Origin of the sequence: Nocardia sp. CNY236, from assembly GCF_000482385.1 — a bacterium.
In the GTDB taxonomy this organism is placed as follows: Bacteria; Actinomycetota; Actinomycetes; order Mycobacteriales; family Mycobacteriaceae; genus Nocardia.
The window spans coordinates 45367-66073 of record NZ_AXVD01000004.1 but is presented as its reverse complement, the minus strand read 5'-3'; the positions used below and the strand labels follow the sequence as shown (position 1 = coordinate 66073).

Annotated in this window: 16 protein-coding genes and 4 tRNA genes; 10 read left to right on the top strand and 10 right to left on the bottom strand. The window is 64.5% G+C overall.

What is annotated here, in order from left to right:
* Positions 1 to 116: 116 nt before the first annotated feature.
* The gene (locus tag K940_RS0105040; RefSeq protein ID WP_028476636.1) at positions 117 to 2360 is read right to left on the bottom strand and encodes a solute carrier family 23 protein; all 2244 of its coding nucleotides are present in this window, start codon (positions 2358 to 2360) and stop codon (positions 117 to 119) included.
* Positions 2361 to 3418: 1058 nt separating this feature from the next.
* Positions 3419 to 3490, bottom strand: a tRNA-Val gene (locus K940_RS0105030).
* A gap of 428 nt (positions 3491 to 3918) precedes the next feature.
* Here K940_RS0105030 and K940_RS0105025 point away from each other — a divergent pair.
* The 4 genes from K940_RS0105025 to K940_RS0105010 all read left to right on the top strand — a co-directional run bounded on the left by K940_RS0105025 (position 3919) and on the right by K940_RS0105010 (position 5533).
* Positions 3919 to 3991: transfer RNA gene (locus K940_RS0105025), tRNA-Gly, on the top strand.
* Between the two features lie 46 nt (positions 3992 to 4037).
* A tRNA-Cys gene (locus K940_RS0105020) sits at positions 4038 to 4108 on the top strand.
* A 1-nt stretch (position 4109) separates the two neighbouring features.
* Positions 4110 to 4184 (top strand) — tRNA-Val (locus tag K940_RS0105015).
* A gap of 119 nt (positions 4185 to 4303) precedes the next feature.
* Entirely contained in the window at positions 4304 to 5533 is a 1230-nt protein-coding gene (locus K940_RS0105010; RefSeq protein ID WP_028476635.1) for a sigma factor-like helix-turn-helix DNA-binding protein, read from the top strand.
* Here K940_RS0105010 and K940_RS0105005 read toward each other — a convergent pair.
* Complete coding sequence (locus K940_RS0105005; RefSeq protein ID WP_231390249.1) at positions 5499 to 6440, bottom strand: hypothetical protein; 942 nt, start codon at positions 6438 to 6440, stop codon at positions 5499 to 5501. The genes K940_RS0105010 and K940_RS0105005 overlap by 35 nt on opposite strands.
* 459 nt (positions 6441 to 6899) lie before the next feature.
* Here K940_RS0105005 and K940_RS0105000 point away from each other — a divergent pair, with 459 nt between their 5' ends.
* Positions 6900 to 7940: a hypothetical protein gene (locus tag K940_RS0105000; protein WP_196812102.1), complete on the top strand. Its 1041-nt coding sequence runs from the start codon at positions 6900 to 6902 to the stop codon at positions 7938 to 7940.
* Positions 7941 to 7956: 16 nt separating this feature from the next.
* Here K940_RS0105000 and K940_RS0104995 read toward each other — a convergent pair whose 3' ends face one another.
* From K940_RS0104995 to K940_RS0104985, 3 genes are read right to left on the bottom strand one after another with little or no spacing between them, the layout of a single operon-like run.
* Entirely contained in the window at positions 7957 to 8877 is a 921-nt protein-coding gene (locus K940_RS0104995) for a LysR family transcriptional regulator (RefSeq protein WP_028476632.1), read from the bottom strand.
* 7 nt (positions 8878 to 8884) lie between these two features.
* On the bottom strand, positions 8885 to 10435 hold the full coding sequence (locus tag K940_RS26995) for an NAD(P)/FAD-dependent oxidoreductase (RefSeq protein ID WP_051406891.1): 1551 nt from the start codon (positions 10433 to 10435) through the stop codon (positions 8885 to 8887).
* Between the two features lie 58 nt (positions 10436 to 10493).
* Positions 10494 to 11723, bottom strand: coding sequence for a cytochrome P450 (locus tag K940_RS0104985; protein ID WP_051406890.1), 1230 nt, complete (start codon positions 11721 to 11723; stop codon positions 10494 to 10496).
* A gap of 128 nt (positions 11724 to 11851) precedes the next feature.
* Between K940_RS0104985 and K940_RS0104980 the strand changes: the two genes are divergently transcribed.
* The gene (locus K940_RS0104980; RefSeq protein ID WP_196812101.1) at positions 11852 to 12397 is read left to right on the top strand and encodes a GNAT family N-acetyltransferase; all 546 of its coding nucleotides are present in this window, start codon (positions 11852 to 11854) and stop codon (positions 12395 to 12397) included.
* A gap of 121 nt (positions 12398 to 12518) precedes the next feature.
* On the opposite strand, the gene zapE is transcribed toward K940_RS0104980, so the two are convergent.
* Complete coding sequence (gene zapE, locus K940_RS0104975) at positions 12519 to 13535, bottom strand: cell division protein ZapE (RefSeq protein WP_028476629.1); 1017 nt, start codon at positions 13533 to 13535, stop codon at positions 12519 to 12521.
* A gap of 35 nt (positions 13536 to 13570) precedes the next feature.
* Here zapE and K940_RS0104970 point away from each other — a divergent pair, with 35 nt between their 5' ends.
* The 4 genes from K940_RS0104970 (at position 13571) to msrB (ending at position 17806) form a co-directional block, all read left to right on the top strand.
* Positions 13571 to 14332, top strand: a complete 762-nt coding sequence (locus K940_RS0104970) for a pyrimidine reductase family protein (protein WP_028476628.1) — start codon at positions 13571 to 13573, stop codon at positions 14330 to 14332.
* A 30-nt stretch (positions 14333 to 14362) separates the two neighbouring features.
* A complete protein-coding gene (locus K940_RS0104965; protein WP_028476627.1) occupies positions 14363 to 15919 on the top strand; it encodes an alpha/beta hydrolase in 1557 nt (518 codons plus the stop codon).
* A 70-nt stretch (positions 15920 to 15989) separates the two neighbouring features.
* Positions 15990 to 17351 (top strand): glycosyltransferase family 87 protein, encoded by a 1362-nt coding sequence (locus K940_RS26990; RefSeq protein WP_231390248.1) that lies wholly within the window; start codon positions 15990 to 15992, stop codon positions 17349 to 17351.
* Positions 17348 to 17806: a peptide-methionine (R)-S-oxide reductase MsrB gene (gene msrB / locus K940_RS0104955; RefSeq protein WP_028476626.1), complete on the top strand. Its 459-nt coding sequence runs from the start codon at positions 17348 to 17350 to the stop codon at positions 17804 to 17806. The genes K940_RS26990 and msrB overlap by 4 nt, the downstream gene beginning before the upstream one ends.
* A gap of 171 nt (positions 17807 to 17977) precedes the next feature.
* Here msrB and hemQ read toward each other — a convergent pair whose 3' ends face one another.
* The 3 genes from hemQ to K940_RS0104940 are packed head-to-tail and all read right to left on the bottom strand — an operon-like array spanning position 17978 to position 20389.
* Positions 17978 to 18673, bottom strand: a complete 696-nt coding sequence (gene hemQ / locus K940_RS0104950) for a hydrogen peroxide-dependent heme synthase (protein ID WP_028476625.1) — start codon at positions 18671 to 18673, stop codon at positions 17978 to 17980.
* Positions 18674 to 18677: 4 nt separating this feature from the next.
* Entirely contained in the window at positions 18678 to 19919 is a 1242-nt protein-coding gene (locus K940_RS0104945; protein WP_028476624.1) for a globin domain-containing protein, read from the bottom strand.
* Positions 19916 to 20389, bottom strand: a complete 474-nt coding sequence (locus K940_RS0104940) for an Rrf2 family transcriptional regulator (RefSeq protein WP_028476623.1) — start codon at positions 20387 to 20389, stop codon at positions 19916 to 19918. The genes K940_RS0104945 and K940_RS0104940 overlap by 4 nt, the downstream gene beginning before the upstream one ends.
* Positions 20390 to 20707: the final 318 nt, after the last annotated feature.

Below are 20707 nucleotides of genomic sequence, written 5' to 3'. Positions count from 1 at the left end.
ACTCTCCCCCGCCGGACGCGACCGCATCCCTTGGCAAACCTCGGCCCAACATGACGCAACAGCTCGCGACGGTCGGTCCGGTCATCGACCGGACCGACCGTCGCAGCGGCTACCGCCTATACCGGGGCAGCGTGGTGACCGGCGTCCTCGATGCGCGCCAACCCGTTCACAGTCACCTCGACCACTCGCGCACTCGCGATATCGAAGAACAATCCCGATACGGTGACACCGCGATCGGTGATCGCCTGGAGCACTGCCGGATGACGCTGCAGCGTCTCCAATTGCACCGCGACATTCACCATGGCGAGCTGGTCGACCGCGCCGAAGCCGGCCTCGCGGGCAGCGACGGCTACCGGGTGCCCGGCACGAAACGACTCCACACTCGGCCGGGCGTGCGACAACCACGCGTCCATACCGGGTACTCCATCCTCGCAGGACAGGGCCGCCATCGCGCCACACGACGAATGCCCGCAGACGACGACCGAGCGAACGTTCAGCTTCTCGAGCGCAAACAGTAGTGCTGCCTCGACCGACGCATCACCGGTGGTCGGCGCCAGATTGCCGACATTGCGCACGGTGAACAGGTCACCCGGTCCACTGTTGGTGATGATGTTCGGCACGATCCGAGAATCGGAGCACGTCAGGAAGAACGAATCCGGGTCCTGCTCGTGGCGCAGTTCGTCCAGGTGTGGCCGCACGACATGCGCATGACTGCGGTGGTAGGCCGCGATACCCGCAGTCACCGGGTCGGTGTGCTTCGCCGCGGGACGCCACGGGCCGAGGATGTCGTCCCAGACCGATCGGGCGAGGCTGCGCGCCGGCGGCTTCGCGGTGGCGTGCGCCATCCTGGCACCGCCGATCTCCACGAACTCGACGCGGCCACCACCGGCCTCGTGCTGGCGCGCGAACTCGACAATAGCTTCGGAGGCGGCGTGATCGAGGAAGTCGACAGTCATCTCCACCGTGACATCGGTTCCCGCAGGGACCTTCGCCAATTGAGCCGACAACTTCGGCAAGGCGAGGAAGGTGGCCGAACCATCGATACTCACCAGCCAGCGCTGTGTGCCAGATACCTGTTCGGCGGTGATGGCAACCCGGACCACCCGCCACAACAGCAAACCGAAGGCCAATCCCAGACCGATGAGGACTCCCTCGAGTAGGTTCGCGAACACTACGCCGAGCACGGTGGCCGCATACACCAGCAGATCTCCGGTGCGCCGGGCGAGCCTGATGTGCGCCAACTTGACCAACTGGATGCCGATCACGATGAGTAGACCGGCCAACGCTGCCTTCGGAATCTGCTCCACCACAGAAACGAGCATCACCGAGAACACCAATAGCCAGACACCGTGCAAGGCCGCGGAGGCGCGGCTGCGCGCGCCCGCCTGCACATTCGTGGCACTACGCACGATCACGCCGGTGACCGGCAGGCCACCGACCAAACCGGAAAGTACGTTGGCCGAACCCTGGCCGATCAACTCGCGGTCGAAATTGGTGCGCTGGCTCGAGCTCATCTTGTCCACGGCCACTGCGGACAACAAACTCTCCACGCTGGCAATCAGCGCTATGGTGAGGACCGCGAAGGCCACGGCCGCCCAATCACCGCTGGGCAAAGCGGGCAGCGCCATCGCATCGAACAACGAACCGTTCAGCGCGATACGTTCGGCTTCGGCGGGCAATACCAGCGACAGCAGGGTGCCGGCGACTACCGCCACGAGCGGCCCCGGTACGGCGCGGATCCTGGCGGGTACATAGCGCCAGCCGAGCATGATGGTGATCACGACGATGCCGATGAACGCGCCGCCCCCCTGCAGCGTCGCCAGCTGCTCGGGCAACCCGACGATGTTCTGCCACGCCGAGCTGCGCGACGAACCGCCGAGCAAGACATGTACCTGCTGCAGCGCGATGGTGATACCGATGCCGGCCAGCATCGCGTGGACCACCACCGGCGCCACGGCGAGCGCGGCCCGGGCCACCCGGCTCAGACCGAACAGGATCTGCAGCACTCCAGCCGCGAAGACGATGAAGCACGTCATTCGCCAGCCGAATTGATTGATCGTCTCGGCGACGACGACGGTGAGACCGGCTGCAGGGCCACTCACCTGCAGAACCGAACCACCGAGCAGCCCGGCAACGATTCCACCGATCACCGCAGCGATGAGTCCCGCGGCGACCGGAGCTCCCGAGGCGACCGCGATACCGAGCGAAAGCGGCAGGGCGACAAGGAAAACCACGATCGACGCCCGCACATCATGACGCAGTATCTCCGTGACGCGCTCGGGCAGCCGCCCCGAGCCGCTGGCGGGACCCGATGGTGCGGGCGGTGACAGTGGTGGGGCTATTTCGTGATCGATAGCCATGACTCTCCTTCGCCAACTCGGCCGAAGCGCCGAGGTCGGTTGACGATCAACATGTCCAGCAGGGGCACAAGACCGCGAACCGGCGTCTCGCGGTGAAGCAGTCCCGGCACGACACCGGGCCGGGATGTAAACGAGTGGGACTGTATTGGTAAAGACTTAGCAAAGCCTGAGAAAACTTACGGCACTCAGATGCCGAGTCCTCGGCGTGTCACCCGTGCCGTGCTGCGCCACACACGATTCTCGACCGAGCGCCATGATGGACCCGTAACTCACGACGGTCGAGCTGTCCGATTCTGTTGACTGCCACTCGATCACCCGGGTCGTCACAGGACCCCGGAACCGACTGGTTCCACACCCTTCACCAACCGAGTATCCGAAACCTCTGGTCCACAGAGCCGAAGTTCGCAGTTCAGGTCGATAGTAAAGGAATCACAAAGCGAACGGAAAGCTATCGGCCACGACTGACGCAAGTGCTACTGAATTGTGATTTCAGTCACACATCAATGTCGAGGCCGCCGCCTGGTGGCCAACTCCACTGGAATCTGCGGGCCTGTGCGGCCTGCCGGCCCCGAAGTTGGTAACTGCAAGAGATCTCGTAGAGTCCGGCGTTGCGGTCGGTGGACAACGGGTGATCGCCGAGGAGCTGTAGCGAGTGATCAGTCGGCGAGGCCGGCGGAGTTTGCCAGACTGCATAGGCTGTCGCTGGCCCGGCGCTGCTGCTGCGCGGCGGTTGTGACTGCGGCTTTGACCACTGGGGCGCAGCGGAAATGTTCGGGCGCGGCGATCGGCCAGCGTCACCCAGATCGACCTCGGCGCACACCCGTGCGGCGGCCCATTCGGCCGTGATCAGTGGTCGACGTGTACCGGATCCTGAATGTGTCTACCGAGGATCGCCGCGGGTTGTCGCTCACCACACAGGTGAACCTGTGCTTCGCGGCCTCGGTGCCGGTCGTCGAACGCCACTGTGAAATACCGATGTGGCTTTCGCAACTCGATTGACACAACAACAAGAAAAGCCCCCGACCAGGGCATTCTCCTAGTCGTGGGCATTTTGACAGTGGTCCCAGCTGGGATCGAACCAGCGACCTTCCGCGTGTGAGGCGGACGCTCTCCCGCTGAGCTATGAGACCGCATCGAAGTCCGGGAGCGGGTCGCGTCTTCCGGACGAGACGAAACAGTAGCATGCGACGGTGGCGGACTGCCAAATCGACGCCGGACACGAGCTATTCGCCGACGTGACGCACGGTGAACGGCTTGGTAAGACAAGTCCGAGGGCGATGAGACAAGTCCGAGGGCGATGGTCCGCAATTGATGGATACGTATGTCACCGGGACCGGTACCACCCTTCGTGGCGCCGACAGCCGACGCCCCCGTGCAGCCGGCCCCGGAGTCCAGAACCGCGTCGCAATCCCGCCAACCACAGACGCCCCTGTCGTCACACCCCGCATCACCCCAGGGTTCTGCCCTCCTACCAGCGGATTTGTACCTTTCACCAACTGTCGGCTAATGTTTCTTCTCGCACCACGGAGGCCGAAAACGAGCCCCCGGAGTGCAAAGTGCGGATGTAGCGCAGCTGGTAGCGCATCACCTTGCCAAGGTGAGGGTCGCGGGTTCGAATCCCGTCATCCGCTCGAGAGGTAGGACCGAGCAACTTTCCTGCACTGTTCTACTTTGTGCGGTGGAGTGGCCGAGTGGTGAGGCAACGGCCTGCAAAGCCGTGTACACGGGTTCGATTCCCGTCTCCACCTCGCGCGATTAGCTCAGCGGGAGAGCGCTTCCCTGACACGGAAGAGGTCACTGGTTCAATCCCAGTATCGCGCACCACCACCTCATGAAGGTCGGGTCGAGGGATCTTTGGAACCGCGTCGCCTCCGGCGACGAAAGATGATCCACTGTCGGCCACGACGCGGCCTTGCGCCGCGGCAAGTCAGGGGGTTCGTCGCGTGCCCACGGATTCAGCAGCACACAAGCGGTCTCCAGACGATCATGCCGATCGCCATCTATTCGACTTGCGTGAGGGCATCTCCTTCGAACTCGAAGAAGTCAATGCGGTGCTCGCCGAGCTGATCGCGATACACGCCGATCGCAGAGCCAAAGATGCCGAACTACTCACAGCTCGGCTGGGCATCGGCGGCGCGAAGCCGGAAACCCTCACACATATCGGTACGCGCTATGACCTCTCCCGCGATCGGGTGCGTCAGCTGCACACCAAAGCGGTCGCACAGCTGATCCACACCGCACAACAGGCCGGCGACCACGTCACCAGAATGCTGAGTTCCCGCTATCCGATCGATGCCAGGGATCGGCAACTGGTGCGCCGGCTCCTGGTGGAGACATACGTGACCGACACCGATCTTGCCGCCACAGAACTGTCCTATGTGAAACTGCGACTCGCCGGACACACCGGCCTGGATGCGAGACGGATCGCCGGGTTCGTCAGCCAGCGCATAGCCGCCTGGCAGAAGAAGACCAATCGACGCCTGGCAAAACTCTATGACGCCGAGCCGAGCGACACGAACCAGTTGTCCACCTGGCTGGGACACATCGACTGGCCCGAAACACCGACCGTGGCCACGGTCCCCACCAGCGCGGCCCGCACCGCGGACGTCGACGACGATGGACGAGGTCGCTTCTATTTGGACAAGGTCGGCCGAGAGGTGCGGTTCGACTCCGGGCTGGAGGCCAGACTGCTCTGGATTCTCAACACAAGTGACGTGGTAGAGACATTCCAGGAGTACCCGGTAGCTGTCCGCTATCACCTCGACGGCGCCGAGGACTGGCATTGTCCGAGCGTTGTGGCTCGACTCACCAGCGGACGAGTGGTCCTGATCGACGTCGAGGCACTCGGCCATGTCGGCTTCCACGTCAATCGAGTGAAGGCCGCCGCTGGCCGGGCAGCTGCCCACGCCAAGGGCTGGGGGTGGCTGATCTGGACCGGCAGTGCAATCGGCGTTCCCGACATGTCCACTCACCCGGTCGACTCGGCGAGCACACGAATGCTGCACGGGCTGGTCGCGCGCGGTCCTGTGCGGCGGGACGGGTTGGCCGCGGTACGCGCGCAGACCGGTCTGGAATTGCTCGACTTTCTCGCACTGGTGCTGCAGAACGACTGGCGCTGGGACCGCGCCCCCTTTCGGCTCAGCGCACCACCATCGCCGACACCACGAATGTAACTATCAGCAACATCGCGCACACGGTGATCAATTGCCAGCGGCCGATGGCCTGCTCGAGGCTTGCGATGGTGTTGCGCAGCGCAGCGTCCAATCGGTGGCCATCGGCGATCGCGCGCTGGGCAGCGGCCAGTGCGCAAGCCTGATCCTGCGCTGCTGTCTCCGCACGGTCCAACCGGGAGGTGAGTTTCACGACATGCTTCTGCTCGTCCCGCAACGACTTGCGAGTCATTGCCAGCGCAGTGCGCTGGTTGACCAGTTCCTGACGCTGCCGTGCGATGACAGCCGCCTGTGTTTTCGTGTGATGCTCCCAATCGGTCACGGTTGCCCACCCTCCTGTCCGCTCGTCGCGATAGCCCCACACGACGTCGCCGTGCACCCACCCTTCGATGAACTCACGCAATTCGACCGGTTCTCGCCGGGGCGCCGCCATCGCATGTTCGGTGTCCAGTACGCCCGTGACCGCGCGGTAGTCACAGGCTGCTGGTGCGAAGTCTGCGATGCCCAAGGCGTGCAGATAGGGCACCCAGTAGCCAGGTGGACACAACCACAGCACGTCGGTGCAGCCCGCAGCGCGGAGCCGGGCAGTGTGCTCCTGGGCGAGTCCACGCTCCAATGGACCCCGACGGATCTCGATCGCTCCCAACCGGTCGGCCTTGCGCCACCGGATGTCGACCAACTGTGTCCCGACCCTTCGATCGACGTCGGCTTCGTCCGCTCCGTAAGCGAGCAATCTGCCGCACAGCCAATACTCCAGTCGCCGCAGATCCCACTGCGTGGCGGAACACTCCGAACATTCACACGCGTAGCCGGTCGACGACCTACGTACTCGGTCGCCGCTGTCCCCGATACCCAACTCTGCGAGCATCGCCCGTCGCCCGCAGATCTCGGCTCGCTGTTTGGTTCTCATGCGACCACTCCTGCACAAACCGCCTTGTCTCGGCGACCCACGCCATAGATCAAGAGTGCGTCAGGTTCGGCAACCTCGCCAGGTCCGCCTACCCCGCGCTCGGGTGCGCCGCACGGAGACAACCGCCGGGCACAGTATCGATATGCCGTGCCACACAACGATTTTCTCGAGGTCACGGACCTATGGCACTGGCGGGGATCCGCCGGCCTGTGTCCACATCCGAGTCGACAGGCGGAGCGCAAGCCGCGGTCCGGGCCTGTCGCAGTGCCGGGTGTCGATATGCGTCCGAACAACACGTCGCCGAGAGATTTTTTCGGACAAACCGGATCGAAAGCCACCGCGCGTGTATGGATACGCGCTCATGGGCTTACGCTGCTTCGGTCAGATCATTGGATCGATGCACTCCGATTCTTCACGAGCCGCGGATCTCCACAGAGACAGATAGTATTGTCCGGCTGCATGCGCGCTGGGCCGATACGGGGAAGTGGGTACTGGATGGAGCACGGTCAGCACACTGGCGAGTCGATCGGCACAGTGTTGTCGAGCATCGCATCGGCTCTCCGAGAGATCAGTGAGAAGCTGGACACGGTCGCGTCGCAGGTGGACGATGCCTCCACCACAGCGAACCAGACGGTCCAGGGCCGGTTGGCCAAGCTGGAAGCGTGGGCTTTCCGCGCCGGGCAAGATATTTCGGGCATCGATGCCAAGGTCGAACGCCTGGCGTCCGTGACAGACAGCTCACCGGTTCACGCCTCGTCGGCAACCGAGAAACGGCCCGCCGCGCGCCCACCGGGCCGCGACCTCGCCGACCGGGCACCGGCGCCACAACGGAGGGACCATCGTGAATCCGCGGGTTCTCGAAATGGAACGCGGCTGCACGACACCACCCGCGATTCGGCGCACGCGGCACCGGATCCGAGTTCGCCACGACAGGCGGGAACGACTCCGCCGAGCGAACCGGCTATGACCGCCCTGGAGTCGAATCTCGTCTCGGGGCGAAGCTTCACCGCGTCCACTGCACACGATCGTGGGATGCGCTCGAGCGAACCTGCCCCACCGCTCACTGCGCCGATTCAACCGGAACGCCGCACGGGGCAGCGGGATACCTTCACCGCGGAGCACGAGTCCACGCTCGGGCCGATCTCTCGCACAGCACCCGCAAGCATCGGGAGCGAGGGCGGCGCGCAGTCCGCGATCGATACCCCGTCGAGCTCCGACCACGAGAATTCCGACACCGGAGCTCCCGCGGAAGTGCACCCGTCCGGACTCACCGGGGCGCACCGCGCCGCCGACGAGGATCACACTCCGGTCGAAAATACCCATGTCGACAAATTGCAGGCGATGCTCGACGAGCTCAAACGGACAGCGGCGGCCCCGCTGAGTCATTCGGAGCTGTTCGGCCCCCCCGTGGGCGATGCGTCCTCGAAAGGTTCCGAGCGACCGGACACGCCGCGCAGACCGACCGACTACCGACTGCCCAGTTCGCCTCCGCTCACTTGACGAGCCGGACCGCCGATCATATCGGCGGGCGCGCCCCGGCCGCGGAGCGCAGCATGGTCTCGTGGACGAGATCGCGCAGCCACCGGTGGCCGCCGTCGGCGGTGTAGCGCGGATGCCATGCTATTCCGAGGGCGATTTCGGGCAGCGGGAGCGGAATCTCGAATGGAGTCAGCCCGAGCGCGGGCAGCGTTGTCGCGGTCAGCCATGCAGGCACCGGGCAGACCAGATCACTGCCGCGCACCGCAAACAGCGCACTCGTCACGGTCGGCACGGTAGCCACCACCTTTCGGGTCCGGCCATGCAGCGCAAGGCGGTCGTCGATCGGGCCGTGCGGTCGCCCATCGCGGGAAACGCTCAGGTGGCGCGCCGCCGCATAGGCACCGACAGTGACCGGGTCGGTGACCAGGGGGTGACCGGCCGCCGCCACCCCGATCATGCGGTCGCCGAGCACGCGACGCACGGTGGTCTCCGAGTCGCTGTAATCGAGCGTGCCGACCTCGAGGTCGACGCGGCCGTCACGGAGCGAGGCGGTATCTCCGGACACATCGGGAAGGAAGCGCACCGTGACCCCGGGGGCTTGTGCCTGCACGGCGGCCAACAATGGGGTGGCGAGTTCGGCGAGCACGCCCTCGCCTGCCTGCACCGCAAAAGTACGGCGCAGTCCCACTGGATCGGTGGCATTGTTCGGAGCCAACAGCGCGCGACCGCGGGCAACGAGCACACTCACTTCGGAGCGCAGTTCCAGGGCACGTGGCGTCGGGGCCAACGTCCGGCCAGCGCGTACGAGCAGCGGGTCACCCAGTGCTCGACGCAGACGAGCCAATGCGCGGCTCATCGCCGGAGGCGAGCTACCCAGTCGCTGCGCGGCCAGGGTCACGCTGTTGGTATCCAGCAAGGCGTCCAACGCGACGAGAAGGTTCATATCCAGCGTTTCCATGCCAGAACTATCTGGAGACCGGCCCGCGGTCTTCGTCGTAGGCAAGCGATTGCGCCTCCACCGTGGTTGGGCGCGGCCCCGCAGCGGAGTGCCGGTGACCGGCCAGCCTGCGATAGGACTCCGGCCGGATCGGACGCAACCACTGGGCCGCGCGGGTGGCCAGTGGTAGCCGGAACTTCAGGTCGGCGAGCATCTCATCGACGGTCTGAATGGATGCTGGGGTGTTCACGGCTCCGCGTGCGCGTCGCCCGTGAGTGTGTTGCGCCATCCAACGCAGGCGGTCGTCGACCTGCTCGCCCAGTGTGGTGGCGGGAGGCAAGTGCAGCCGCCCGGCGAGCAGCGCCGCGGTCCAGTGTGCGGCGACTTCGGCACTCAGCGTGCTGATCAGTGACGGGTTGTAGCCCACAAAGGTCAGCTTCGGCACATCCAGGGGCAGAATCTGGCGGTACAAACGGAAATTGCCCCGCTCGTCGGTCAGTTTGCGCTGTATGTAGGGAGCGAGAAACGGCACGTGCTGCTGGAAACCAGTAGCACACACGACGACATCGGCTTGCAGCACCTGCCCAGTGGACAGTCCGACGGCCGGAGCGGGCCCCGGGCCGCCGATCATCTCGGTTATCGTCGCATCTCGGTGGACCACTATGCGCCCCGCGGCGACTCGGTCGAAAAAGCCGTTGGTCGCGATGCCGACACCGCTGTCGGCGATCTCTTCGAATCGACCATCGGGCACCAGTCCGAGTTCGCGTAGTCCCAAACGTTTGGTGACCAGCTCCTGGATTAGATCGAAGTTACTGATACGCACCGATTCGCCGGGACCGGCCAGGAAGCGAGCTACCCAGCCAGGCCGCACCGAGTCGAAGTGCGCCTCGCCGAACCGAGTCAGCATCAGCCGTTCGTAGTCGAGCATCCGGCTCGGAGTGCGAGGCACCTTCCACACCAGCCGCCGGGCCACGACATCGGTGGAGGCCGCGACATCGCTGACCGCGGTGGCAATCTCACAGGCGGAAGTGCCGTAGCCAACGACGACGACCGACTTTCCGCGCACCGATTCCACATTCAGAAACTCCGAGGAGTGCCATAGTTGACCGCCGGCCTGCCGAAACCACTCTGCACCGCGGTATTCCGGCATCAGCGGCTCACCGTATGCGCCGTTGGCGACGACCAGATGATCGCACGACCTGCGATGAATTCCCTCCGCATCACGCAGCTGCAAGAGCCATCCGGTGTCCACTGGGTCGGCAGCCAGCACATCCGTGCGCAACCGTAGGTGCTCGGCCAACCCGAAATGCTCCGCATAGGCCGCCAAGTACGCCTGCATGTGGTGTCCGTCCACGACGTGCGGGTAGGTCGCGGGCATCGGGAAGTCCGAGAAGTGGAACGTGGCCTTCGAGTTCTGCGCGCGCAGTCCCGGATATCGTCGGGTCGCACTCCACACACCACCGACATCGGGAGCGCGGTCGAACACCTCGACCGAAAAACCCTCCTGTTTCAGCACTTTTGCGCAAGCGAGACCGGCGACACCCGCACCGACGATCCCGATGCGGTGTTCGCATGTCATGGGCAGGAGATTACGTCGCCGGCGGCCTCCAGCAAAGTCGGTTGGATGAAACCGCTACTCAACTAGGCAGACCGGCCACTGCCACAGGAAGGTCGCGCAGACCGCGGATCACGATGCTCTCTCGCCAGTGCAGGTCCGCAGTGTCGACCGTGAGCCGCATGTGGGGAAAGCGCTGGATCAAACGGGTCAGGGCAACCCGGGCCTCGAGCCGTGCGAGTCCCGCCCCCAGGCAGTAGTGGATTCCGTGTCCGAAAGCCAGGTGACCATGTGCCCCACGGTCCGGGTCGAACGTCGACGGCGCGAGGAATTGCCGTTCGTCATGGTTGGCCGCAGCGACCGAGACGAGAATTACCTCCCCTTCGGGAATCATGGTGTTACGCACGACTATAGGAGCTGCGGTGTAGCGCAGTGTCGCCACGTTCACGGGGCCGTTGTAGCGCAACATTTCTTCTACCAGCGGCGCAACGCCGTCCGGGTTGTCGCGCAGGGCGCGCCATCGGGACGGATCGTCGAGCAGCGCGAGCGCGGTATTGCCGATCAGATTCACCGTGGTCTCGTGTCCGGCCACCAGAATCAGGAATGCCATCGAGATCAGCTCATCATGGCTGAGCCGATCCCCGTCGTCACTGATGCGCAGCAACTCCGACAGCAGATCGTCACCGAGCCCCTGTGATCTGCGCCAGGAAATCATGCCTTCGAAATAGTCGACGATGGCATCGGTGGCAGCGCGCATACTTTCCGGCGTGGACATCGGAAGGTCCACCACCTCCGCCGACCATTTCTGGAAGCGCTCCCGGTCTTCCACGGGCACCCCGAGCAACTCGCAGATCACTGTGACCGGCAGCGGGAACGCGAACTCCTCGAGGAGATCCACGTTCGCGCCGGCGCTCACCTTGCGATCGACGGTATCGAGAAGTGCGTCCGCGATCGCTTCGACACGGGGCTCGAGCGCCGCCATCCGAGCCGGCGCGAATGCCGGGACGACCAGTTTGCGCAGCCGGGAATGCTGCGGCGGATCGGTATTGAGCAGATGATGCCGCAGGCGCTCGTTGACGGCGGTGACACCGCTGTTGCCCACCGAGGTCCGATGCGCACGGGCGCCGGCCGCGGTGTGCGGATCCTTGCACACGTCCGGATGGCGCAGTACCTCCTTGACGACATCGAAATCGACCACCAACCAGGCATTCACGCCGGTGGGCAACTGGATTTGGTGCACCGGCCCTTCTGCGCGAAGCTGCTCGTAGAAGGCATACGGTGTTTGAAAGAAATCCGCTGGTAGCTGCTTCATCCCCATGGGTCCCCTGCATTCGCGAGTGTTGTTGCGGTCCTTCCATAGTGATACATCGATTCGATGACGGCCAGCCCTCTGGTGTGCCGACCGCGTGGGCTCAGCCGAACGTATGCTCTGATAGAACGATGAGCAACCTGCCAGTCATTGTCGACCGGGCCGGGCTGTGGGATGCCGAGGCGCTCAGCGATGTTGCGGCAGCTACCTTTCCGCTCGCCTGTCCTGCAGACGCGACGCCCGATGACATCCAGATCTTCGTGAGCGATGTATTGTCGAGCGAACGCTTCGGCGAGTATTTGAACGACCCGGAGCGAGTCGTGCTCAAGGCGCGGGCGGACGACGAGATCGTCGGCTATGCGATGCTGGTCCTGCGCGATCCCCAAGACCCTGCGGTGGCCGAGGCAGTCGACCTGCACCCCGCCGTCGAGCTCAGCAAGATGTATGTGCTACCCGGTCACCACGGCACCGGGGTGTCCACTGCACTCATGCGGACCTGTCTGCGCTGGGTGCGCGCAGAGGGATACCCCGGTGTGTGGCTCGGCGTCAATCGAGAAAACCTCCGGGCACAACGCTTCTACACTAGGCATGGTTTCGAGGTGGTCGGAGCGAGAACCTTCGTCGTGGGCCGCCAGCTGCACCATGACCATGTGATGCGGTTGATCTTCCGACCCTGACCCGGCGCCACGTCCAGCCGATACCAGCTCACGGATCGGCACTGTGTCGCGCAGCGCTATCAGCACGTCGCGCAGCGCTATCAGCAACGTCGCGCAGCGCTATCAGCAACGTCGTGCAGCGTTATGCAGCAACTTCGAATCGCGACAGTGCGAGCAGCCGTGAAATGGCGCGCAGATACTTCTTGCGATAACCACCTTCGAGCATCTCGGCGGAGAAGATTTCGTCCAGCTTCGCCCCCGACACCGTGACCGGAACGCTGGCGTCGTAGAGCCGGTCGGCCAACACGACGATGCGCAGCGCGACGGCCTGATCGGTCACCGGATGCACATTGTCGAGAAACACCGACGACACCCCGGAGATCAGCGCGCCATACTTCGACGGATGCAATGTGCTCAGGTGTTGTAGAAGCGCATCGAACTCATCGAACGTGGAACTCGTTGTTCGCGCGGCTCGCTCGGCCAACGCTTCGGAGGTCACCGGCGGCGGCGCCGGCGGCAGATCACGGTGGCGGTAGTCCGGGCCGTCGACGCGCACCGGCTCGAAAATCGCGGCGAGCTTTGTGATCTCGCGCAGGAAATCCTGTGCGGCGAAACGCCCTTCACCGAGCTGGCCGGGCAGGGTGTTGGACGTAGCGGCGATGGACACACCTCTTGCGGACAGCTCGGTCAACAACCGAGACACCACCATGGTGTCGCCCGGATCATCGAGTTCGAACTCGTCGATGCACAGTACGCTGTTGCCCGCGAGCCGTTCGACCGCGTTGGTGAAGCCCAGTGCGCCGACGAGATTGGTCAGCTCACCGAAAGTGCCGAAAGACTTGGGAGCGGGCGCCCGATGGAATATCGAGGCCAGTAGGTGGGTCTTGCCGACGCCGAATCCGCCATCCAGGTACAGGCCAACCCCCCTGACCTGCTTCTTCTTGCCGAACAGGCTCTTTCTCTGCGTGGCCTTACCGATCTGGGCGACCCGCACGGCGAACTGCTCGGCTTTGCCGACCGCAGCGGCCTGACTGGCCTCGTCCGGGTCGGGAATGTAGGAGGCGAAACTCACTTCGTCGAACATGGGTGGCGGCACCATTTGGGCGACGAGTTGGTCGGCCGGAACCTCCGGGTGACGATCGACGAGGCGTTCTTGCATGATAGGAGCCTAGAGACGTGATCTGATGTGGTGTCATGCAGCGTAGCCACAATGCGATCCAGCTCACTGACCTGAGCCCGGACCATCTCTCGCGGTTGTACGCCTTCCCCTCGAGCCTCGACGCGCCCTGGGTGCGCGCCAATCTCGTTTCCAGTATCGACGGCGCTGCTACCAGCGCAAACCTATCGGGGGGACTGGGCACACCCGCCGACAAGACGGTGTTCGTCTTGTTGCGCGAACTCGCCGATGTCATCCTGGTCGGCGCCGGCACGGCACGGGCCGAGGACTACGGTGGCGCGCGCACCGACCCACAACGGCGCCGCGCGTTCCACGAGCAAGGCATCGGTGGACACCTCGATGGAGCGCCACCACCGATCGCAGTGGTCACGGCGAGCGCAGCAATCGAACCGAGCGCACGACTGTTCACCGACACCGAGGTGCCGCCATTGATCATCACGACCGCCACCGCGCCCGCCGACCGGAAACGACGACTGGCGGACGCGGGCGCCGAGGTGATCGAGGCCGGCGATGTCGCGGTGACACCCCACCGCCTGGTGCGGGCGCTGGGCGCCCGCGGCCTGCTCCGAGTGCTGACCGAGGGCGGCCCGCATCTGTTCGGCGAACTGTTGGAAGCCGAGTTGATCGACGATTTGTGCCTGACCACGGCTCCAGTGCTGATCGGCGGCGCGGCCCGGCGAATTTCGTTGTCCGCCTACGAGATGCGCACCCAGATGGCCCGTGCACACATCCTGTTGGACGACGACGGGACGATACTCGCGAGATGGGTCCGTCGATGAATCGTCATCGGAACCTGGCAGGCTGTAGCAATGCGCTGGACTCGGGCCGCCGTGCTTGCCGCCACTGTTTCGATAGCGACCGCCGGGTGTGGCGTAGGACCGTCGGATCGCCCGGCGGTCGCGCTGCAGCGTCCGGCTGTCGCCGATACAACGACGACCTCGGCGAACCCGCCTCCGCCACCGGATGCCGAACGACCCGAAACCGATCTCGGGTGGGGCGAGTGCCCTCGGTCCGTCCTGGATTCGCTCGACCTGGAATCCGCGTCCACCGAGGTGATCTTCGACTGCGCGGAATTCGCAACCCGGATCGACGCCGCCGGGGCGATCATCGGCAACTTTCGGGCAGGTGCTATGCGGGCACGGCTGCCCCAGACTCCCACAGATGCGCCGCCGGTGGTTCTGACCTCCGGCGCGAGCCGGGCCTCGACCGCCACGCTGGCCGGGCTGGCATTCGGATCGGCCGCCCCGCTGTTGGCGGCCCACCCCATTGTCGCGGTCGATCGGCGCGGCATCGGCCGATCCCAGCAGATCGACTGCCTGCCACCGGAGATCCGCCGCGGTTTGGCCGACAACGCCCAATTCGGCCCTGACTCCAGCGATCCTGTGGCACAGATGATGGCTCTCAGTCGCGACGCGACCATCGCGTGTCGCGACTTCCTCCAACCGTACGTAGGCACCTTCGACGCACCGCACGCCGCCGACGACATCGATGAGTTGCGCAAACTGTGGCAGGTCGAGCACATCATGCTGCTCGGGATCGGTAACGGCGCGAATGTCGCGCTCAGCTATGCCCGCAAATACGGCGACCACCTCGCACGTCTGATCCTCGATTCCCCGGAACCGGTCGACACCGATGCGGTCACCCGTACCGAATACGCCGTCGAAGGCGCCGAGGCCGCGGTAGCTGCCTTTGCGCAGCGCTGTGTCGGTGTCGGCTGCTCACTGGGCGCCGATCCACGCAGCGCGATCATCGATCTGGTGAGCCGGGCCAGGGCTGGCGAACTCGGCGACATTTCGGCAAGCGCGGTACTCACCGGGCTTGCCGGCTTCCTCGGTGATCCGCGTGCCGATCAGGCCACTCGCGCCGCCGAACTGTCCGACGCGCTCTCCGCCGCCCGCGACGGCGACCTCGATCCGTTGCGTGTCGTGATCGCGCGTGGGACCGCCGCGACCGAGAGCGACGGCCAGTTCGTCAACCGATGCACCGACACCCCACTTCCGCCGACGCCGAGCAAGGCGACCGAACTCGCGAGCACATGGGCCGAGCGGTACCCGATCTTCGGCGAGGGGGCTGCTGTCGCTCTGATGAAATGTGCTGCGTGGCCGACGACGACCGCTGCGCCGATGCCGGAGACATCGACCGTTCCGGTACTCGTGCTCGGTGGCGTCGCGGACCCGGTGGTCGGCCGCGACGGCCAACCGTCGGTGACCGGAGTGCTGGGCGCGGCCGGCGTGCAATTCTCCACACTCACCTGGCAGGGCTTCGGTCACCCGGTATCGACGCATTCCACCTGTGCACAGCAGGTGATGCGCGACTACCTCGAGGGTGGTCGACTTCCCTCCGATGGTTCCGTATGCCCTGCCTGACCCGCGACCAAGCGGCGCGTCTGCCGACTCCACGCAACGAGGAGTAGCCGATCCGGTGTACCGTTCCCAAGTGTTCCTTCGCCAGCTCGAACCCCGTACTGCGCGCACCGCCACCGAGGTGATCACATTCGCTCTGTGGCCCCTGGCGGTCATGACCGTGCTCAACCGGGTCTTCATCAAAGCTGTCAATGGCTTCGTCACCGACGACTTCAAGCCGGTCTACCAGGCTTCTCTCGACTTTCTCAATGGACGGCCGGTCTATACCGCGAACTTCGACTCGGTCGATCCGCACTACCTGTACGCACCGAGTGGAACCCTCCTGATCGCTCCGATCGCGGCGATCGACTACGAGAAGTCACGCTGGCTGTTCATCGCGCTGAACGCACTCGCGATCCTTGCCGCCTGGTACCTGCTGCTTCGGCTGTTTCGCTACACACTGAAATCGGTCGCCGCTCCCGCGCTTCTGCTGGCGATGTTCATGTCCGAGACCGTCACCAATACGCTGGTGTTCACCAATATCAACGGATGCGTGCTGCTCGCCGAACTGGTCTTCATCCATCTGCTGCTACAACGACGAGACTTGTGGGCCGGAGCAGCGCTCGGACTGAGTATCGCAGTCAAGCCGACGCTGGCGCCGCTGTTGCTGATCGCGCTCGTCCGCGGGCAATGGAAGGTGTTCGTCACCGCGCTCGGTGTGCCGGTGGCGCTCACCGCGATCGCATGGCCGCTGTCGAAGGACCCGGAAAAGTTTTTCGAACGTACCGGACCCTATCTGCTCGAAACACGCGACTACTTCAATAGCTCCATTGTCGGCAACAGCGAGTACTACGGCCTGCCTCCATGGTTGGCCTGGGGCATGCGACTCACGTTCGGCGTGCTGGTGCTGCTGTCGCTGTGGTTGCTGTATCGGTACTACCGGCACGATGAATTGTTCTTCGTCTGCACCGCGTCGGGCGTATTGCTGGCCTCCGCGTTCCTGCTCAACTCGCTCGGGCAGATGTACTACTCGATGTTGCTGTTCCCCTTCCTGATGACGGTGGTGCTGCGCAATTCGGTACTGCGCAACTGGCCGGCGTGGCTGGCGATCTTCGGATTCATGAGCTACGACAAGTGGCTGTCCGACCGCTGGCAGCACATAGGTCGCAACCTGGAATACCTGCGCATCACCTTCGGCTGGGGTCTGTTGCTGATCGTGGTGTTCTGCGTGCTCGGTGAACGCTATCTCGCCGCTCGGCGGCAGCACCGACTGCTGATCGGGATCGACCCCGAATGGATGAGTTCCGCACCCGACTCACGTGATCGGCAACCACAGCGGCCGACCGCGGAACCCGGTGTGGCTGCCGGAACGCCGACGACCGAGCCGAGCAAGACTTCGGGGCGGCTGCCCGAGCAGCGAACGGACCAGGAAAATCGTATTAGCGTGGAGTCATGAGCTTCGAAACCGATGCGCCCCAGGCGCCACGTGTTCGCGTCTCGCCGCAACAGTGGCGACTGAAGCTGACCCCAGCGGAGTACGCGGTACTGCGGGAGGCGGCGACCGAGCCCGCGTTCAGCGGTGAATACGACGACACCACAACCGACGGCGCGTATGTCTGCCGGGCGTGTGGCGCCGAGCTGTTTCGCAGCACCGAGAAGTTCGACTCCGGATGCGGTTGGCCGTCCTTCTTCGATCCGGCCACCACGGATGCGGTGATCATTCGACCGGACCTCTCGCTCGGCATGCGTCGAGTCGAGGTGCGCTGCGCGAACTGCCACAGCCACCTCGGTCATGTCTTCGACGGCGAGGGCTATGACACCCCCACCGACAAGCGTTATTGCGTCAACTCCATCGCCCTGCGACTGCAGCCATCGAGCACCGCCACCGCAGCCATCGAACTCCGCGACTGAACCATCGCGCACCGCGACCGCGACCATCGCACACCGCGACCACAGCCATCGCACCAAAGCGATCGGCGACACAGTCCGGCGACGCGCCGAAGCACAGTCCGAATCGCGTCGCCGTCCAGGTGTCGGGCGCCCGAGTACAAGGGCGTCCAGGTGGTCAGGGCCGCCAGGTGATCACGGCAAGGCCGAGAGTAGTTCGTCGATGTCCACCCGAGGACCGGTGAAGAACGGGACTTCTTCTCGCACATGCCGCCTGGCATCCGTGGCCCGCAGATCGCGCATCAGATCGACGATGCGGTGCAGTTCCGGCGCCTCGAACGCGAGAATCCACTCGTAGTCGCCGAGCGCGAACGCACTGACCGTGTTGGCCCGCACGTCTGGGTAGCCACGTGCGGCCTGACCGTGTTCGGCCAAGATCCTGCGACGTTCGTCTCCGGGCAGCAGATACCACTCGTAGGACCGGACGAAGGGGTACACGCAAATGTAGTCGCCCGGTTCTTCACCGGCCAGGAAGGCCGGGATATGGCTCTTGTTGAACTCCGCGGGACGGTGCAACGCCACATTGCTCCACACCGGAGTACTCGCCCGGCCCAGCTCGGTCGTGCGCCGAAAGTCGGCGTAGGCGGCCTGCAGGTCCTGCACACGGTCGGCGTGGGTCCAGATCATGTAGTCGGCATCGGCGCGCATCCCGGCGATGTCGTAGATTCCGCGTACCGCGACGCCACGATCGGCGAGGCCGTCGAAGAACGTCGTTGCCTCCTTGGTTGCCACGCCCCGGTCCTTGCCCAACACTCCGGGCCGCACCTGAAATACCGAGAACATCAGGTAGCGAATGGTGGAGTTGAGAGCTTGGTAGTCGAGTCGCGCCATAGCCCTATCGTGCCACTCGCTCAGGCGCACCGGCATCACCGGGCGTGAACTGCTCGAGGTGCATCCGCGACTGCGGGACTCCCGCGGAACGCAATTGCCGCTGCATCTCGAGCAGGAACCCGGGAGGGCCGCAGACGTAGGCGTCGGCGTCGGCGGGCAGGTTCAGCACCGAGAGATCCACGCGGCCTTCCCGCGCTCCGGGAGTCGATTCCTCGTACCAGATTTCGACGGCGGGTTGCTCGAGCTCGGCGGCGAGCTCGAGCATCCGGTCGCGGAGCGGGTGGGTCTGCGCCCTACGGTCGGCGTGCACGATCACCGTGCGCCGCCCGGGGCTGCGTTCGGCGAGGTATTCCAGCACGCCGATCATCGGTGTCGCACCGATACCGCCCGAGATCAGGATCAGCGGTGTCGTCGCCTCGGTATCGACCGTGACGTCGCCGAACGGCAGCGTGATCTGCAGCGAATCACCGGTCTGCACATTCTCGTGCAACCACGTGGAGACCTCACCTGCCGGGAAACCGTCTTCCGCCTTTACCCGCTTGACCGCAAACGACAACGTCCCGGTGCCAGGGAGACCGATGAGGCTGTATTGGCGCAGTTGGCGCGCACCGTCGGGCAGTCGAACTCCGACCGAAATGTACTGCCCCGGCTCGAACCCCGGAAACTCGACGTCCGGATCGGCCGACTCGACCGTGAATACGGCCACACCGGAGGGATCATCGACCCGCGTCCGGACGCGCGCATCCCGAAACACGTCGCCGGCATCCACACCAGCGTCGGCATACAGACCCTTCTCCTGATCGATCAGGGTGTCCGCCATCAGCCAGTAGACCTGGGACCACGCTGCGGCAACCGACTCGTCGACTGCATCGCCGAGCACCTCTGCGATCGCGCCGAGCAAATTGTCGTGCACGATCTGATACTGGTCGGCAACGATCCCGACCGAGGCGTGCTTGTGCGCGATCCGCGACAACATGGTGGCCGGATGCGGCAGCGCAGGGTCGCTCAGGTACTTCGCGTACATGGCGACGGACGCGGCCAGCGCCTGCTGTTGCGTTCCATTCGCCTGATTGCCTCGATTGAACGTCTCGCGGAGCAGTTCCGGGTGAGCGGTGAACATGTTGTGGTAGAACACTGTGGCGATACGCTCGAGATTCGCGACCACCGCGGGCAGGGTGGTGCGGACGACCTCGGCATTGCGCGGTTCGAGTTCCGGTTCGGCACGGACCACGTCGTCTGTGTTCATGAAACTTCCTCCATCTCATTGGAAACGCTCACCGGAGCATGGGCGAGCAAACGCAACAACTCCGCTGTCGGCGAAGTGACCAAATCCTCTATCGAATAGCGATCGAGTTCGGTATAAAACGCCTTCTTTGCATCGGCGAGGATTCGACGTAGCCGGCAAGCACCGACCATGGGACATGGATGCGGTTCCGTACACGCCACGACCTCGCGATCGCCCTCCAATTCCCGAATGAGCCAACCGGCCGACGCGACACGGCCGGCCGGGGTGATGACCAATCCCCCGGACCGGCCGCGATGCGCCCGCACCAAGCCCAGTTCGACCAGCCGAGACACCGCTTTTGCGACGTACCGTTCGGACGCGCCGACCTGACGCGCGATCAGTTTGGTGGTCACCCGGGAATCCGTTTCGTCGTTCACCGCGAGCCGCATGATCGTGCGCAATCCGATATCGGTGAAGGGCGAGAGTTGCATAGCGATTACCGTACCGGCGTATTTCGCAGATTCGACTCTTCGGACGCGTGTGCTTAATTACTCTGTTCCGTGCATATTTTCGTTGCGACGCCGAAATGCCGCGCACATGAGCGAGGCCAACCCGCGGCAAATATCGTTGTGGCACAGAGAATGCGCTCGTGACATACCGAGGCCCCGTACCTGTCGCGAATCGACATCAGTGCGCAGCAACCGGCGCGGCGGGTCACCGAGGCGATGCCGGATCCGTGCGACGCAGCGCATGCGCGCCAGGACCGTCGACCGGCCGAAGGTGCGACGAGACGGGACGAGTGAAGATTC

Coding starts and splice junctions, on each gene's coding strand:
- K940_RS0105040 (WP_028476636.1), bottom strand. CDS start 2,360: ATGGCTATCGATCACGAAATAGCCCCACCACTGTCACCGCCCGCACCA.
- K940_RS0105005 (WP_231390249.1), bottom strand. CDS start 6,440: ATGAGAACCAAACAGCGAGCCGAGATCTGCGGGCGACGGGCGATGCTC.
- K940_RS0105000 (WP_196812102.1), top strand. CDS start 6,900: ATGCGCGCTGGGCCGATACGGGGAAGTGGGTACTGGATGGAGCACGGT.
- K940_RS0104995 (WP_028476632.1), bottom strand. CDS start 8,877: ATGGAAACGCTGGATATGAACCTTCTCGTCGCGTTGGACGCCTTGCTG.
- K940_RS26995 (WP_051406891.1), bottom strand. CDS start 10,435: ATGACATGCGAACACCGCATCGGGATCGTCGGTGCGGGTGTCGCCGGT.
- K940_RS0104985 (WP_051406890.1), bottom strand. CDS start 11,723: ATGAAGCAGCTACCAGCGGATTTCTTTCAAACACCGTATGCCTTCTAC.
- K940_RS0104980 (WP_196812101.1), top strand. CDS start 11,852: ATGAGCAACCTGCCAGTCATTGTCGACCGGGCCGGGCTGTGGGATGCC.
- zapE (WP_028476629.1), bottom strand. CDS start 13,535: ATGCAAGAACGCCTCGTCGATCGTCACCCGGAGGTTCCGGCCGACCAA.
- K940_RS0104970 (WP_028476628.1), top strand. CDS start 13,571: ATGCAGCGTAGCCACAATGCGATCCAGCTCACTGACCTGAGCCCGGAC.
- K940_RS0104965 (WP_028476627.1), top strand. CDS start 14,363: ATGCGCTGGACTCGGGCCGCCGTGCTTGCCGCCACTGTTTCGATAGCG.
- msrB (WP_028476626.1), top strand. CDS start 17,348: ATGAGCTTCGAAACCGATGCGCCCCAGGCGCCACGTGTTCGCGTCTCG.
- hemQ (WP_028476625.1), bottom strand. CDS start 18,673: ATGGCGCGACTCGACTACCAAGCTCTCAACTCCACCATTCGCTACCTG.
- K940_RS0104945 (WP_028476624.1), bottom strand. CDS start 19,919: ATGAACACAGACGACGTGGTCCGTGCCGAACCGGAACTCGAACCGCGC.
- K940_RS0104940 (WP_028476623.1), bottom strand. CDS start 20,389: ATGCAACTCTCGCCCTTCACCGATATCGGATTGCGCACGATCATGCGG.